At 69.0% G+C, this 14,857-nt stretch carries 11 protein-coding genes; 7 read left to right on the forward strand and 4 right to left on the reverse strand.

The genetic code is table 11. From position 1 onward, the window contains the following. Positions 1 to 30: 30 nt before the first annotated feature. Positions 31 to 984: a 4-hydroxy-3-methylbut-2-enyl diphosphate reductase gene (locus GAA2_RS07810; protein ID WP_024497573.1), complete on the forward strand. Its 954-nt coding sequence runs from the start codon at positions 31 to 33 to the stop codon at positions 982 to 984. Positions 985 to 999: 15 nt separating this feature from the next. Here the strand turns inward: GAA2_RS07810 and mycP are convergent, their stop codons facing one another. Both mycP and eccD read right to left on the reverse strand, forming a co-directional pair. After that, on the reverse strand, positions 1,000 to 2,397 hold the full coding sequence (gene mycP / locus GAA2_RS07815) for a type VII secretion-associated serine protease mycosin (RefSeq protein ID WP_024497574.1): 1,398 nt from the start codon (positions 2,395 to 2,397) through the stop codon (positions 1,000 to 1,002). Beyond that, the gene (gene eccD / locus GAA2_RS07820; RefSeq protein WP_096273713.1) at positions 2,397 to 3,950 is read right to left on the reverse strand and encodes a type VII secretion integral membrane protein EccD; all 1,554 of its coding nucleotides are present in this window, start codon (positions 3,948 to 3,950) and stop codon (positions 2,397 to 2,399) included. The genes mycP and eccD overlap by 1 nt, the downstream gene beginning before the upstream one ends. 98 nt (positions 3,951 to 4,048) lie before the next feature. Here eccD and eccCa point away from each other — a divergent pair, with 98 nt between their 5' ends. The 6 genes from eccCa (at position 4,049) to GAA2_RS07850 (ending at position 12,709) form a co-directional block, all read left to right on the forward strand. Next, a complete protein-coding gene (gene eccCa / locus GAA2_RS07825) occupies positions 4,049 to 8,131 on the forward strand; it encodes a type VII secretion protein EccCa (RefSeq protein WP_191834875.1) in 4,083 nt (1,360 codons plus the stop codon). 43 nt (positions 8,132 to 8,174) lie between these two features. Then, positions 8,175 to 9,479 (forward strand): type VII secretion-associated protein, encoded by a 1,305-nt coding sequence (locus tag GAA2_RS07830; protein WP_024497577.1) that lies wholly within the window; start codon positions 8,175 to 8,177, stop codon positions 9,477 to 9,479. Between the two features lie 194 nt (positions 9,480 to 9,673). Continuing rightward, positions 9,674 to 10,117 carry a 50S ribosomal protein L13 gene (rplM, locus tag GAA2_RS07835; RefSeq protein ID WP_006434435.1) on the forward strand — a complete coding sequence of 148 codons (444 nt, stop codon included), beginning with the start codon at positions 9,674 to 9,676 and terminating at the stop codon, positions 10,115 to 10,117. Then, positions 10,114 to 10,644 (forward strand): 30S ribosomal protein S9, encoded by a 531-nt coding sequence (gene rpsI, locus GAA2_RS07840; RefSeq protein ID WP_024497578.1) that lies wholly within the window; start codon positions 10,114 to 10,116, stop codon positions 10,642 to 10,644. Before rplM ends, rpsI begins: the two co-directional genes overlap by 4 nt. 2 nt (positions 10,645 to 10,646) lie before the next feature. Then, positions 10,647 to 11,990 carry a phosphoglucosamine mutase gene (gene glmM, locus GAA2_RS07845; RefSeq protein ID WP_024497579.1) on the forward strand — a complete coding sequence of 448 codons (1,344 nt, stop codon included), beginning with the start codon at positions 10,647 to 10,649 and terminating at the stop codon, positions 11,988 to 11,990. After that, on the forward strand, positions 11,987 to 12,709 hold the full coding sequence (locus GAA2_RS07850; protein ID WP_024497580.1) for an HAD family hydrolase: 723 nt from the start codon (positions 11,987 to 11,989) through the stop codon (positions 12,707 to 12,709). The genes glmM and GAA2_RS07850 overlap by 4 nt, the downstream gene beginning before the upstream one ends. A 9-nt stretch (positions 12,710 to 12,718) precedes the next feature. On the opposite strand, the gene GAA2_RS07855 is transcribed toward GAA2_RS07850, so the two are convergent. Together GAA2_RS07855 and GAA2_RS07860 are read right to left on the reverse strand one after the other, a co-directional pair. After that, complete coding sequence (locus GAA2_RS07855; RefSeq protein WP_006434439.1) at positions 12,719 to 13,471, reverse strand: SDR family NAD(P)-dependent oxidoreductase; 753 nt, start codon at positions 13,469 to 13,471, stop codon at positions 12,719 to 12,721. A 45-nt stretch (positions 13,472 to 13,516) separates the two neighbouring features. Beyond that, positions 13,517 to 14,803 (reverse strand): acyl-CoA dehydrogenase family protein, encoded by a 1,287-nt coding sequence (locus GAA2_RS07860; RefSeq protein ID WP_024497581.1) that lies wholly within the window; start codon positions 14,801 to 14,803, stop codon positions 13,517 to 13,519. Between the last annotated feature and the right edge of the window lie 54 nt (positions 14,804 to 14,857).

A 14,857-nucleotide genomic window follows, 5' to 3' on the forward strand; every position in this document is an offset into this window, starting at 1 on the left:
GCACCCGTCTGTAACCCGTACCCTGGAAGCATGTCTGTCACGAAGCGTGTCCTGCTCGCCGAACCTCGCGGCTACTGCGCGGGTGTCGACCGCGCGGTGGAGACGGTCGAGCGTGCTCTCGACAAGCACGGCGCTCCCGTCTATGTCCGCAAGGAGATCGTGCACAACCGCCACGTGGTCGAGACCCTGGCGGATCGCGGGGCGATCTTCGTGGGGGAGACCGACGAGGTGCCGGAGGGGTCGATCGTCGTGTTCTCCGCACACGGTGTCTCACCGCAGGTCCATGCGACCGCCGCGGAACGCAACCTGAAGACCATCGACGCGACCTGTCCGCTGGTGACGAAGGTGCACCAGGAGGCCAAGCGGTTCGCCCGCGACGACTACGACATCCTTCTGATCGGCCACGAGGGCCACGAGGAGGTCGAGGGGACGGCCGGTGAGGCGCCCGAGCACATCCAGCTGGTGGACGGCCCGGACAGTGTGGACTCGGTGACCGTGCGTGACGAGTCGAAGCTGGTCTGGCTGTCGCAGACCACGCTCTCGGTCGACGAGACCATGGAGACGGTGAGGCGCCTGCGCGAGAAGTTCCCGCTGCTCAACGATCCGCCCAGCGACGACATCTGTTACGCCACCCAGAACCGGCAGGTCGCCGTCAAGGCGATGGCCCCCGACTGCGATCTCGTCATCGTCGTCGGTTCCAAGAACTCGTCGAACTCGGTTCGCCTGGTCGAGGTGGCCCTGCAGGCGGGCGCCAGGGCCGGCCACCTGGTCGACTACGCGCGCGAGATCGACGACGTCTGGCTCGAAGGTGTGAGCACGGTGGGCGTCACCTCCGGTGCGTCGGTGCCCGAGGTCCTCGTCCGCGGCGTGCTCGACTTCCTCGCCGAACGCGGCTACGACACGGTGGACACCGTCAACACCGCCAACGAGACACTGACCTTCGCGCTGCCGCGGGAGTTGCGGCCCGCGCGTACCACCAGCTGATCAGAATCTGTCTGATCAGAACTCGTCGGGGTCGAGCTTGCGCACCCGACGGTGGGGCAGCGCGATCGCCAGCACGGTCGCGATGAGCGCGGCGCTGACACCCGCCCCCGCGACGGCGACGTTGCGTGCGGTGTGGTCCGGCGGCGTCGGGGGTGCCGGTGCGGCGATCGGGGCCGACTGCGGCCCGGCCCGCTGATCGGCGGGTAGTTCCGCGGTCAGGGCGGAGACCGGGTCGACGACCCCGTGACCGATCCGCTGGTCGTGTCCGGTTCCCGGGGCGTGGGCGGTCGCCACGATCCGATCCATGACCTCCCGTGCGCTCAGGTCGGGGAACCGTGCCCGGACCAGAGCTGCGGTACCGGCGACGTAGGGTGCGGCGAAGCTCGTCCCGATCAGCGGCAGCGGCCCGTTCTCGCTGCGTTGCGCCGACACCAGGCGGCCCGAACCCTTCGCGCTGTCGAGACTCACGATGTCGGTGCCCGGTGCCGCCACACCCACCCACGGGCCGTGGAGGCTGAAATCGCTCGGTGTGCCGGTCGCGGCGTCGATCGAGGCGACGGTGAGGACGTACGGCGAGTACCACGCGGGACTCGCGATCGTCGTCACCGCACTCCAGTCGTCCGGGTCGCCGGCGGGAGGCGTCGGATTCTGGCTCTGGCAGGCGCCGTCCCGGGTGATGTTGCCGGCCGCCGCCACCACCACGACGTCGCGGTCGTAGGCGTATCGGATCGCCGCCCCGAGTGCGCGGTCGTCGACCTTGTCGGCCGCCGGCGCGCACGCGACCTCGGAGATGTTGATGACGGTGGCGCGCAGGTCGACGGCGCGGACGATGGCGTGGGCGAGTGTACGGACCGAACCGTAGCCCGAGCCGATCGCCGGTGCGGGGTCGTCGTCGCGGCGATCGTTCTTGGCCTTGAAGGCGCTGCTGGACTGGCGGATGCCGATGATCGAAGCTGCGGGCGCGACGCCGGCGAAGGCGTCCGAGGTGCTCGGCCGGGCGGCGATGATGCCCGCGACCAGGGTGCCGTGGGCGTCGCAGTCCTCGAGTCCGGTGCCGTTCGAGACGTAGTCGCCGCCCGCGGTGACGCGCCCGAGTCGCGGGTGCGGTGTCACGCCGGTGTCGATGACGGCCACCCGCTGTCCGGCGCCACGGCTGAAGCGCCAGGCCTCCTCGAGATTCATCATCGATTGGGCGGCAGTCGGATTCGCGGTGTTGCGGGTGAGGGTCGCGGTGTTGCACAGATGGCTCTGCTCGGTCGGTTCCGGCGGTGCGACAGGTGCCGAACGGATCAGTGCCGATGCGTCGACACGCGGCGGGGTGACCGCGGCGGCGGGGGAGGAGGTCAACCCGAGCAGGGTCGCGGTCAGCGCCAGCGCGAGAGGCGCCGCGATCCGGGTGCGTGCCCGGGACATCAGATCTCCCGGACGATCCGGTACAGGTCGAGCAACCACAGCAGCAGCGGGACGATGAGCGCGACGAGGATGTACTCGCCGATCTCCGCCCACCGGCGCATCACCGGGGAGAAATCCTGATGAGGCGCAACGACTCCGAAGACGAGCGCGGCGATCAGGACGACGCTGCCCAGGGCGAAGGACACGATCGGCCACCGGCCGTCCCCGAACGCCAGACCGACCAGCAGGGTGAGCACCACGAGCGCGCCGCCGATGATGAGGATCGCCGCCTGGAAGAGGTCGCTGTGGGAGCGTCCGCGCAGGCACAGGACCACGCCGATGATCGCGGCGTAGGCCGCGTTCTTCCATTCGAAGCCGGCGAGGGGAGCGGCGGTGAGCACCGCCGAGATCGCGACGATGCCGGTGAGGCCGCCGATGATGCCGGTCAGGTACGCGTTGGCGATGTATGAGCGACGTTCCAGCGCATCGGCCTTCGGCAGTGCCGTGGCCCCGATCGCGCCGATGCCCTCGATCGACGGCTGCGGTTCGATGTCCTTGACGTCGATGGCCGCGCCCGCGGTGGGGACCGGCGGCAACGGCAGTTTGGCGAGCAGGATCGTCAGTCGTGGGGAGAGCCCGATCAGCAGCAGACCCACCGCCGCGACGACGGCCGCGACCTCCGCGACGTCGGCGTCGATGAGCATTCGGGCACCACATCCCAGGACGCCGGCGAGTGCGGCGCTGGTCACCGCACTGTGGGCGGTCGCACCGACCGCGGTCATCCGGTAGGTGATGACCGCCGTGGCCAGGGTCAGCGCGAATCCGAGTGTCAGATGCGCGGCGCCGAAGGATCCGGGCGTGAGGATCATGCCGGTCACGAATGCCATCGGCGCCGCGCAGACCGAGAGGATCGTCGAGCTGAGCTGATCCCGGTAGTAGCGCGCGACGATCGTGGCCGCGGTGATCAGTCCGATCACCGCCAGCCCGGATCCTCCCGCGAGCCACAGTGCGCCGCTGTCGAGTCGACTCGCGGCGAGCCCCGCCGCCGCGGCGACCGCCGCGACCAGGGCCAGTGCATGACCCACATACCTCGCCGAGGTCGCGGTCCAGCTCATGAACTGGGATTCGTTCAGTCGCGCAACGGCATCGACCACGTCGTCGAACAGGATCGGCGACTCACCGGTCCGGGTGGAGGTCAGCAGGAGAAGGTCGCCGTCGCGGATTCCCGACTCCGACAGCGAGCGGTGCAGGGCCAGCGGTTCCTGACCGACCAGGGCCAGGGTCCAGCGGTTCTGCCGGTCGTGCGGGCGGCCGCGGCCGCGGGAATCCGAGTCGGGGTCGTCCGGGTCGTGACGGTTGGGGTTGCGCGACTCGATCTGTGCGACGAGGTCACCGATGAGTCCGGCGATCGGGATGCCCGCGGGCAGTCCGACGTCGAGTTGGGTGTTGCCGCCCAGCACCGAAACACGTACGAGCTGCGGCTCGATTGCGGTGTCCGCGCGTCGACGGTCACCGCCACTGCCGTCCGCGGCGGTCGTCGGGTGTCCCGGCGCGAATCCGTCCACAGGTGACATACAGGTCAATCCTCCCCCAGGTTTCAGCAGCTAACATAGCCAACTTCAGCGGGTTCGCCCGCCCGGGGATACACAGCTCGAGGTGTCAGGGGGATCGAGTGGTCACGACCACTGAGGGATTCGTGCGTCGGCCACGCATCACGCCGCCTCGAATGCCGGGCGGCGAGGTCAACATCCAGGCGCCGCCGGACGTCCCGCGCGTGGTGCCCGGCAACCTGCTCATGAAGCTGCTGCCGGTGGTGATGATCGTCGCCGTCGTCGGCATGATCGCGCTGATGATGGTCACCGGTGGCCGCAACATCCTGACCAATCCGCTGTTCATGATGTTCCCGCTGATGATGCTCATGTCGATGTTCGGCATGTTCGCCGCCGGTGGGCGCGGCGGCGGCAAGCGCGCCGCGGAACTCAACGAGGAGCGCAAGGACTACTTCCGCTACCTCGGCCAGTTGCGCGCCCAGGTCTTCGACACCGTGGAGAACCAGCGCGCCGCCCGCACCTGGAGTCATCCCGATCCGCACGCGCTGCTCGACGTCGTCGGCAGCCGGCGGATGTGGGAGCGACGCCCCGCCGACAACGACTTCGCCCATGTGCGTGTGGGAGTCGGCGTCCAACGCCTCGCGACGCGGCTGATGCCGCCGGAGACCGGCCCGCTCGAGGACATCGAGCCGGTGTCGATGGTGGCCCTGCGTCGCTTCGTGCGGACCCATTCCGCGGTGTACAGCTTGCCCCGGTCGATCTCGCTCCGCGGCTTCCCGGCGATCAACATCGAGGGTGCCCGGCAGGAGACCCGCGAACTGGTCCGTTCGATGATCGTCGAACTCTGCGCCTTCCACGGCCCCGACCACCTCCACATCGGCATCGTCACCGGCGACCCCGCCGGCGAAGCCTGGGACTGGGCGAAATGGCTTCCGCACGTAGGGCATCCGACGCTGCGCGACGGTATCGGGCCGATGCGGATGATCTATCCGACGCTCGCCGATCTCGAGAACGCGCTGGCCGCCGACCTGCTGGAGCGAGGTCGGTTCAGCAGGTCGGCGCCGCCGAACGGGAACCGCGCCCACCTGGTGGTCGTCATCGACGACGGTTACGTCGCCGGCGACGAGCGCATCCTCAGCTCCGCGGGCATGGAGGGCGTGACCGTCCTCGACCTGACGGCACCGCCGGACGGTCTCGCGGCCCGGCGCGGCCTGCAACTCGTGGTGCGCGGGGGGAAGGTCTCGGCCCGGAGCGTCGCGGGCGTCGAGGAATTCGCGGACATGGACTCGCTGACGATCGCCGAGGCGGAGGCGATCGCACGCCGCATGGCCCGGTACCGGCTGGCGACGGCGGCCACCCTGGCGAACCTGGAATCGGAGGCCACCTCGACCGATCCGGGCCTGCCCGCCCTCCTCGGCATCGACGACGCCGCCCGTTTCGACCCGGCCACGGCCTGGCGCGGACGCACCGGTCGTGAACGTCTGCGGGTGCCGATCGGATACACCCCGAGCGGCGCGCCGGTCGAACTCGACATCAAGGAGAGCGCCCGCGGTGGCATGGGACCCCATGGCCTCTGTATCGGTGCGACGGGTTCCGGCAAGTCGGAGTTCCTGCGGACCCTCGTCCTGGCCATGCTGGCCACGCATTCGCCGACCGAGCTGAACCTGGTCCTCGTCGACTTCAAGGGCGGCGCGACCTTCCTCGGGCTCGAGTCCGCACCGCATGTCGCGGCGATCATCACCAACCTCGAGCAGGAACTGTCGATGGTCGACCGCATGAAGGATGCGTTGTCGGGCGAGATGAATCGCCGCCAGGAGGTCCTGCGTGCGGCGGGCAACTACGCCAACGTCGCCGACTACGAACGTGCCCGCGCCTCGGGTGTGCGCCTCGAACCGCTGCCCGCCCTGTTCATCGTCGTCGACGAGTTCTCCGAACTGCTCTCGCAGAAACCGGATTTCGCCGAACTCTTCGTCGCGATCGGTCGTCTGGGCCGCTCGTTGCACATCCACCTGCTGCTGGCCTCGCAACGTCTCGAGGAGGGCAAGCTCCGTGGGCTCGACTCCCACCTGTCGTATCGAATCGGCCTGAAAACCTTCTCCGCCAACGAATCCCGGTCGGTACTCGGTGTCCCCGACGCCTACCACCTACCGAGCGTGCCCGGTTCGGCCTACCTGAAATGTGACTCGGACGACCCGGTCCGGTTCAACACCTCTTATGTCTCGGGTCCGTACTATTCGCCGGCCGTGGCGTCAGACACCTCGGACACCATGACGTCGGGGATACCGCGACTCGGGAACCTCAAGGTCTTCACCGCGCTGCCGGTCCCGCTGGACGAGGGTTCCCCGCGGTCGCTGCTCGATCAGGCGGCGAGCCTGCTCGACGAGGAGCCGCCGGCCCTCGACGCCGCGCCCGCCGACTTCGAGCCGACCTCGGTGTCGGTGCCGACGCTGATGCAGACCATCATCGGTCGCATGGAGGGCTCCGGCCCGCCGGCTCACCGGGTCTGGCTGGACCCGCTCGACGATTCGCCGACCGTGGAACACCTGGTCGGAGCACGCGACTGGACCAAGCCGACGGTCCCCGGCAACCTGGCCTTGCCCATCGGTCTGGTCGATCGCCCCTACGACCAGCGACGCGATCCCCTCGTCATCGACCTGGCGGGCGCGGCCGGCAACGTGGCCGTGGTCGGTGGCCCGCAGTCGGGCAAGTCGACGACGCTGCGCACGATCATCATGGCCGCGGCGGCCACGCACACGCCGGAACAGGTGCAGTTCTACTGCCTGGACTTCGGCGGCGGCAGTCTCGCCGGCCTCGCCGGTCTCCCACATGTTGGTTCGGTTGCGTCCCGCGGCGACATGGATGCCGTCCGCCGCACCGTTGCCGAGGTCGGGGCGGTCGTCCGGGCGCGGGAGCTGTTGTTCGGCCGTCTCGGCGTCGAGTCGATGCGTGATTACCGGGCCCGCCGTGCGGCCTGGTTCGCCTCCGGGACCCTCGCGCCCGACGATCCGTTGGCCGCCGACCGGTTCGGCGACGTCTTCCTCGTGCTCGACGGCGTCAGCGTGCTGCGTTCCGAACTCGAGTCGCTCGAGGAGCAGATCACCACGATCGTCTCTCAGGGGTTGTCTTTCGGCGTGCACGTGATCGTCAGCGCCTCGCGGTGGGCCGAGATCCGCCCGGCGGTCCGAGACCTCCTGGGTACGCGCATCGAACTGCGCCTCGGCGACCCGTCGGACTCCGAGATGAGTCGCCGCGCCGCTGCGGGCGTCCCGCAGAACCGTCCCGGTCGGGGTCTCACCGCGGAAGAGCTCCACATGCTCATCGCCCTGCCGCGCCTCGACCCGGTCAGCAGCGCCGAGTCGCTGCCCGCCGGTGTGGCGGCCTCGGCGGAGAAACTCGCCGCCGCGTACCCGGGCCGTTCGGCGCTGCCGGTCCGCAAGCTGAGCACCGAGATCGCGATGTCGGCCGTCCAGAACGGGCTGGCCGCGGCCGAGGTCACGTTGTCGCTGAACCAGGTCGCGATCGGCGTCGGCGAACTGGAGCTGGCCCCGGTGGTGCTCGACTTCAACGCACAGCCCCACTTCATGGTGTTCGCCGACGTCGAGCACGGAAAGACGAACGTGCTGCGCGCGATCGTTCGCGGCCTCGTCGCCGGCGGCACCCCGGAGCAGGTGAAGATCGCGTTCATCGACTACCGCCGCACGATGCTCGGCGTGGTCGACGGCGATCACCTCGCCGGATATGCCAGCTCGCACGACAATGCCATGACACTGATGAACCAGCTGGCGGCATATCTCAAGGACTGCATGCCCCCGAACGACGTGACCGTTCAGCAGCTGCGGGAGCGTTCGTGGTTGGCCGGCAAGCCGGAGGTGTACCTCGTGGTGGACGACTACGACATGGTGGCAACATCGTCGGGCAACCCGTTGCTGCCGGTCATCGAGTACGCATCGCACGCCCGAGACATCGGTTTCCACATCGTCCTGGCGCGTCGATCCGGCGGCCTCGGCCGGGCGATGTTCGATCCCGTGATCGCGCGGCTGAAGGACCTGTCGTCCGACATCCTGCTGATGAGCGGCGACCGCGACGAAGGTTTCATCACCGGACGCAGCCGCATGCAGCGGCTGGTGCCCGGACGCGGTGAACTCGTCTCGCGGGTGCGTCCGCAGGAGATGATCCAGGTCGCCCACCTACCGGCCGACGACTAGCGACGGATCTGCCTTGGACGACACGGGTACGGGCAGGAGCGGGGTGAGCCGACGCCGTCCGACGGTCGTCGACCTCGCGTTCGGGCAGCCACGGATCTGGGATCCGGTCACCGGGCTCAGGTGCCCTGACCGCGATCTGCGCCCGCTGCTCCTCGCGGTCGACGAGATGACGGTCGTGCTCGACGGCCGGCGCCGGCACCTGCGGCAGGCGTGGCAGCAGGCGTTCGACGAGATGGGTGTCCACGCCTCGGATCCGGACCGCCCGCTGATCGTCGGGCATCCGAGTACCTGGGGACACCGGCGCGCGTCGTCGCTGGCCGATGCCGGAGGGCGGAGGGCGGGCCAGGCGCCACTGACGCTTCTCCCGCGTGCGGTCCTCATCGCGCGCAGCCACGCCGACATCACCGTGCGGCGCTGTGCCGTCGTGGAGACCACGCACATCCCGGAACCGCCCCACGATCCCGCCCGTCCACGCCCGGCTGCGTGGGATGTGCAGATCGTGCGGCGACACCCCGAGGGCTGGGACATCGAGCGCAGTGGGGTGATCGAGCCGGGGGACCGGGAGGCCGAGGGGCTGTCGATCATCGACGACGCGGTCGAAGCCGTCTTCGTCGACGGTGACGATCCGCGGGAGGTGGCGGCGGCGACAGAGCTGGTCGCCGCGCACGCGATCGCGGGCCGTGTCGTGCCGGTGGACCGCGACCTTCTCGTCCGTCTGGGCCGCCGGACCGGTGGTGTCGCCGACGACGCCGTGCCGGTGGCCGACGGGCCCGCGATGCCGGCGCCGGACGCGTCGAGGCGACGCAGCCGTCGTGTGCTGGCCGGTGCTGCGGCCGCGGCGGTGGTGGTCGTCGCCGTCGCCTTCGGGGTGGGGTGGTGGCAGCGGGACGACCCCGCGCCCGCTGCTGCCGAGGTCGCGGTCGGCCGCGCCACGATGTCGGTTCCCGGGAACTGGCGGGAGTCCGGGCAGGACACCCCGAGCGACACCACCGACGACCCGACCACGACCCGCACCGTGTTCGTCTCCGCCGACGACGGCCGGCGGATCATCGCGGTCCTGACCGAGCTGCGCGACGGGTCGACCCGGCAGTCCGTCGCCACGAGTCTGCGCAATCGCATCGACCAACGGGGCGACGACGTCGTCACCGAGTTCTCCGCGGACACCCGCTACGCCGGACGCGACGTCATCAGCTACCGGGAGGCACCGGCGTCGGGCAGCGCCATCCGCTGGTATGTCATCGTCGACGACGGTCTGCAGGTGTCCATCGGGTGTCAGGCCGGGACGACCGCCGAATCTGTGGACCGCGAATGCGCGGAGGCCGTCAGATCGGTACGGGTGGGGCAGTAGGGGACGAGCGTGACGGGTCGGCTCGGCGTTTTGACCCTGACCTGCACGGTCGCGTAACCTGGATCGCTGGTGCTCGGCGCCTGTCGCACACACGCGTGCACAGGCAGAAGAGACCCGGGTCCCCACTGGTCGCCGGGAACAACCTCCGCCGTACATCCGACCAGCACCCACAAGACAAGAGTTGAGGACCAACTGTGCCTACCTACACCCCGAAGGCCGGTGACATCACGCGTACGTGGCACGTCATCGACGCCACCGACGTGGTGCTCGGCCGGCTGGCCGTGCAGAGCGCGAACCTGCTCCGCGGCAAGCACAAGCCGACCTACGCCCCGCACATGGACGGTGGCGACTTCGTCGTCATCATCAACGCGGAGAAGGTCGCGCTGACCAGCAACAAGGCCGAGCGCAAGCTGAACTACACCCACTCGGGGCATCCCGGTGGCCTGAAGTCCCGCACCACCGCCGAGCTGCTCGAGACCTTCCCCGAGCGCGTCATCGAGAAGGCCATCAAGGGCATGCTGCCCTCGAACAAGCTCGGCCGTGCGATGGCCTCGAAGCTGAAGGTCTACGCAGGCCCGAACCATCCGCACGCGGCTCAGCGCCCCGTTCCCTTCGAGATCAAGCAGGTGGCCCAGTGACCAACGAGAACATCAACGAGGCCGTCGAGGCCGTCGAAGAAGCTGTCGAGGTCGTTGAGGCCGTGGAGGCCGTCGAGGCCGCTGCCGACGATTACGACACCGCTGCCGCTGTCGAAGAGGTTCGCGAGCCGGTCGTGATCGACCGTCCGATCCAGACCGTCGGCCGCCGCAAGGAAGCCGTCGTCCGCGTTCGCCTGCTGCCGGGCACCGGTGAGTTCAAGCTGAACGGCCGTTCGCTGGAGGAGTACTTCCCCAACAAGGTGCACCAGCAGCTCATCAAGGCTCCGCTGGTCACCGTCGAGCGCACCGAGTCGTTCGACATCTTCGCCAAGCTCGTCGGCGGCGGCCCCTCGGGCCAGGCCGGTGCGCTGCGTCTCGCCATCGCTCGTGCCCTCATCGAGGTCACCCCGGATGATCGCCCCGCCCTGAAGAAGGCCGGCTTCCTCACCCGTGACCCGCGTGCGGTCGAGCGCAAGAAGTACGGCCTCAAGAAGGCCCGCAAGGCGTCGCAGTACTCCAAGCGCTGATCTTGGCACGCCTTTTCGGTACCGACGGCGTCCGAGGCCTGGCCAACGCCGAGCTCACTCCCGAGCTCGCGTTGCGCCTGGCCTCGGCCGCCGCGGTCGTTTTCGAGGACCTGTCCGACGATCACTCGCGCCGCCCGCGTGCGGTGGTCGGTCGCGACCCACGAGCCTCCGGCGAGATGCTGGAAGCCGCCGTGTGCGCGGGACTCGCCGCGACCGGCGTCGACGCCATCCGCGTCGGCACCGTGCCCACCCCGGCGGTCGCGTTCCTGACCGCGGACTACCACGCCGAGTTCGGCGTGATGATCTCCGCGTCGCACAACCCCATGCCCGACAACGGGATCAAGTTCTTCTCCGCCGGCGGGCACAAGCTCGACGACGAGGTCGAGGACCGTATCGAAGCGGCGATGGACGACGACTTCGTCCGGCCCATCGGTGCGGCGGTCGGTCGTGTCCTCGACGCACCGGACGCGGGAGACCGCTACCGGCGGCACCTGGCCCAGGCCGTCGACGAGCGTCTGGACGGTCTGACGGTCGTGGTCGACTGCGCACACGGCGCCGCGTCGCAACTCGCGCCGCTGGCCTATGCCGACGCCGGTGCGAAGGTCATCGCGATCCACGCCGATCCCGACGGCCTGAACATCAACGCCGACTGCGGTTCCACCCACATGGACAAGCTGCAGGCCGCCGTCCTCGAGCACGGCGCCGATCTCGGTCTCGCCCACGACGGCGACGCCGATCGTTGCCTCGCAGTGGATTCCACCGGTCAGATCGTCGACGGCGACGCCATCATGGCGATCCTGGCGACGTCGCTCGCCGACAAGAACCGTCTGCACGAGAACGTCCTCGTCGCCACCGTCATGAGCAACCTCGGCCTGCACATCGCGATGCGCGAGGCGGGAATCACGGTGCGTACCACGGCCGTCGGCGACCGCTACGTGGTGGAGGAGCTGCGTCGCGGCGGGTACTCCCTCGGCGGTGAGCAGTCCGGCCACATCGTGGTCCCGGGATCGGGAACCACCGGCGACGGCATCCTCACCGGCCTGATGATCATGGCCCGCATGGCGGCCACCTCGTCGCGACTGGCCGACCTGGCCGGCATCGTGACGGTGCTGCCGCAGGAGCTCATCAACGTCCGCGTCGCCGACAAACACGCAGTCGCGGAGTCGCAGTCGGTCAAGCAGGCCGTCGTCGACGCCGAGGCCGAACTGGGCGAATCGGGACGAGTTCTGTTGCGTCCCTCCGGAACCGAACAGCTCGTCCGGGTGATGGTGGAAGCCGGCACCGCGGAGCAGGCGGGCACGGTCGCCCGTCGCCTCGCCGATGTCGTCGCCGCCGCCGGCGCATGACCCCCGATCTCGTGGACAGGGCCAGCACTCCGCGGGCGGTCCTGTTCGACTTCTCCGGCACCCTGTTCCGCTTCGAGGCGCGCGACGACTGGTTCGTCGATCTCCTCGACGATGCGGGCGAGGCGTTCGTCCCGGAGCGGCAGGCGGACATCATCCGCCGCATGGTCGCGCCGGTCGGACTGCCCGAGGGTATCGAGGGCGACGACCGGACCGCTTGGGAGCGAAGGGATCTCGATCCGGAATTGCACCGGGTCGGGTACCTCGCCCTGCTGCGCACGGTCGGGATGAGCAACGCCGGTCACGCCAACTCGCTCTACGACCGGGTCCTCGACCCGGAATCGTGGGTGCCGTTCGCCGACACCGTCGAGGTGCTGACGCGTCTCGCGGACACCGGGGTGCCGATCGGCATCGTCAGCAACATCGCCTTCGATCTGCGCAAAGTCCTTGCCCTGCACGGCATCGACCACCTCGTGGACGCCTACGCGCTCTCCTATGAGGTCGGCGCGATCAAACCCGAACCGCGCCTCTTCCGCGCCGCCCTCGACCCGATCGGCGTGCCGGCCGGCGACGTGCTCATGGTCGGGGACAGCGTGAAGGCCGACGGCGGTGCGCGTGCGCTGGGGTGTTCCTTCGCGCTCGTGCACGATGTGCCGCCGGCCGATCGCCCGACGGCGCTGCTCGACGCCGTGGCCGCTCATGGCATCGAGCTGCGCGACTGAGATCTCCTCTCAGAAGTTGCCCTTGGCCGACCAGCCGCCGTCGACCGGGTAGATCTCGCCGGTCAGGAAGTCGCCCTCACGCATGAGATAGGCGACCATCGAGGCGATCTCCGACGGGCGGCCCAGCCGACGCACGATGTGCGCGTTGGCATTCGCCTGTCGCATCTCCTCGGTGATGTCGGCCAGGATCGGGGTGTCGATGGTGCCCGGTGCGATGGCGTTGATCAGGATGTTGTGCGGGCCGTACTCGTAGGCGGCCTGCTTGGTGAGGCCCACGACGCCGCCCTTGGCCGCCGAATACGACGCCAGGTTGGGCAGACCCCGAAGCGCGGCCATCGATGAGATGTTGACGATGCGGCCACCACCGTTCTCGATCATGCCGGGGATGACCGCTCGCATGCCGAGCCACACGCCCTTGAGGTCGGTGCCGACGACGACGTCCCATGCTTCCTCGGTGAGGCCGACGACGGTGTCCTCGCTGATCATGTTGACCACGCCGGCCACATTGGCCAGGAAGTCGATCGAGCCCTGTGAGGCGGTGATCTGCTCCACCGTGGCCGCCCAGTCGTCGGCGACGCGGACATCGAGGCGGACCGCCTCCGCGGAACCGCCGGCCTCGGCGATCTCTTTGAGGGTGACCTCGCAGTCCTGGATGTCGGCGGCGACCACATGGGCGCCGTCTGCGGCGAGTCGGATGGCCGTGGCCTGACCGATACCCTGTGCGGCGCCGGTGACGATGGCAGTTTTTCCGTTGAGAGACATACGTGTTCGCTTTCTGTTTCGGAGGAGGGGACGAGAAGGGTGCGTTCAGGGCTGTTCGGCGAGCAATTCGGCGAAGCGACGCCGGGCGGCCTCGCGCCGGGTGGGGATGTGCTCGGTCGGCCGGTCGTCGGCCGGTCGTGTGTATCCCTTGAGGTACTGGCGGGCGACGCTGTCGCGGTGCACCTCGTCGGGGCCGTCGTAGAGACGGCCGGCGCGTGCCGCGCGGTACATGGACTCCAGCGGCAGGTCCGCGCTGTAGCCGAGTGAGCCGTGGACCTGGAGCGCGCGGTCGATGACGTCGTGCAGGATCTTGGCGCCGAAGAACTTGATGAGCGCGATGTCCTTGCGGGCGGCGGCCGTGCCCTCCTCGTCGATGCGCCACGCGGCATGCAGCGTCATCAGACGGAGGGCCTGGATCTCGGCCGCGGAGTCGGCGATGAAGTTGCGGACCGTCTGCTTGTCGGCGAGGACCGATCCGTGGGCGTACCGGTAGGTGGCGCGTTCGCACATCATGTCGAATGCGCGACTCGCCTGACCGATCCAGCGCATGCAATGGTGAATCCGGCCGGGGCCCAGTCGTTTCTGGGCGATGAGGAAGCCGTCGCCCCGATTGCCGAGCAGTGCCGTGTCGTCGACCCGGACGTCACGCAGCACCACCTCGCAGTGCGAACCGTAGGTGTGCGGGCGCGGCCGGGGATTCTCGACCGAACCGATGTCGCGGACCACGTCGAGACCCGGTGCGTCGATCGGGATGATGAACTGCGAGGGGCGACGGTGGCGTTCGGCGTCGGGATCGGTGACGGCGACGACGATCATGAAGTCGGCGGTGGCTGCATTGCTGATGAACCACTTGTGGCCGTTGAGAACCCACTCGTCGCCGTCGCGGACCGCGGTGGTGGTGAGGTTGGTCGGATCGGCGCCGGCGTTGTCGGGTTCGGTCAGCGCGAACGAGGAATAGTACTCGCCGGCGAGCAGCGGCTCGAGCCACCGCTTCTTCTGCTCCTCGGTGCCGACCGCGGCGAGAATCTCGCAGTTGCCGGAATCCGGTGCCTGGCAGCCGAACACGAGCGGTCCGTACGGTGTGGAACCCAGGATCTCCTGCATCAGGCCCAGCTTCACCTGGCCGTATCCCTGTCCGCCGAGTTCCGGGTCGAGGTGTGCGGCCCACAGGTCGTTCGCCTTGACCTCTTCCTGTAGCGGGGCGATCGCCTTGCGCAGTTGATCCCAGTCGAGATCGAGGGTCTCGAGCGGGAAGACCTCGGTACGGACGAAATCCTTCATCCAGTCGAGCTTCTTCTGGAATTCGGGTTCCGTGGAGAAATCCCAGGCCATGGTGGTGTGCTCCGTTTCTGTGGGGGATCGTTGACGAGTACGGGTGGGGTGGGG

It is taken from the genome of Gordonia ajococcus, from assembly GCF_012974285.1.
Classification (GTDB): Bacteria; Actinomycetota; Actinomycetes; order Mycobacteriales; family Mycobacteriaceae; genus Gordonia; species Gordonia amicalis.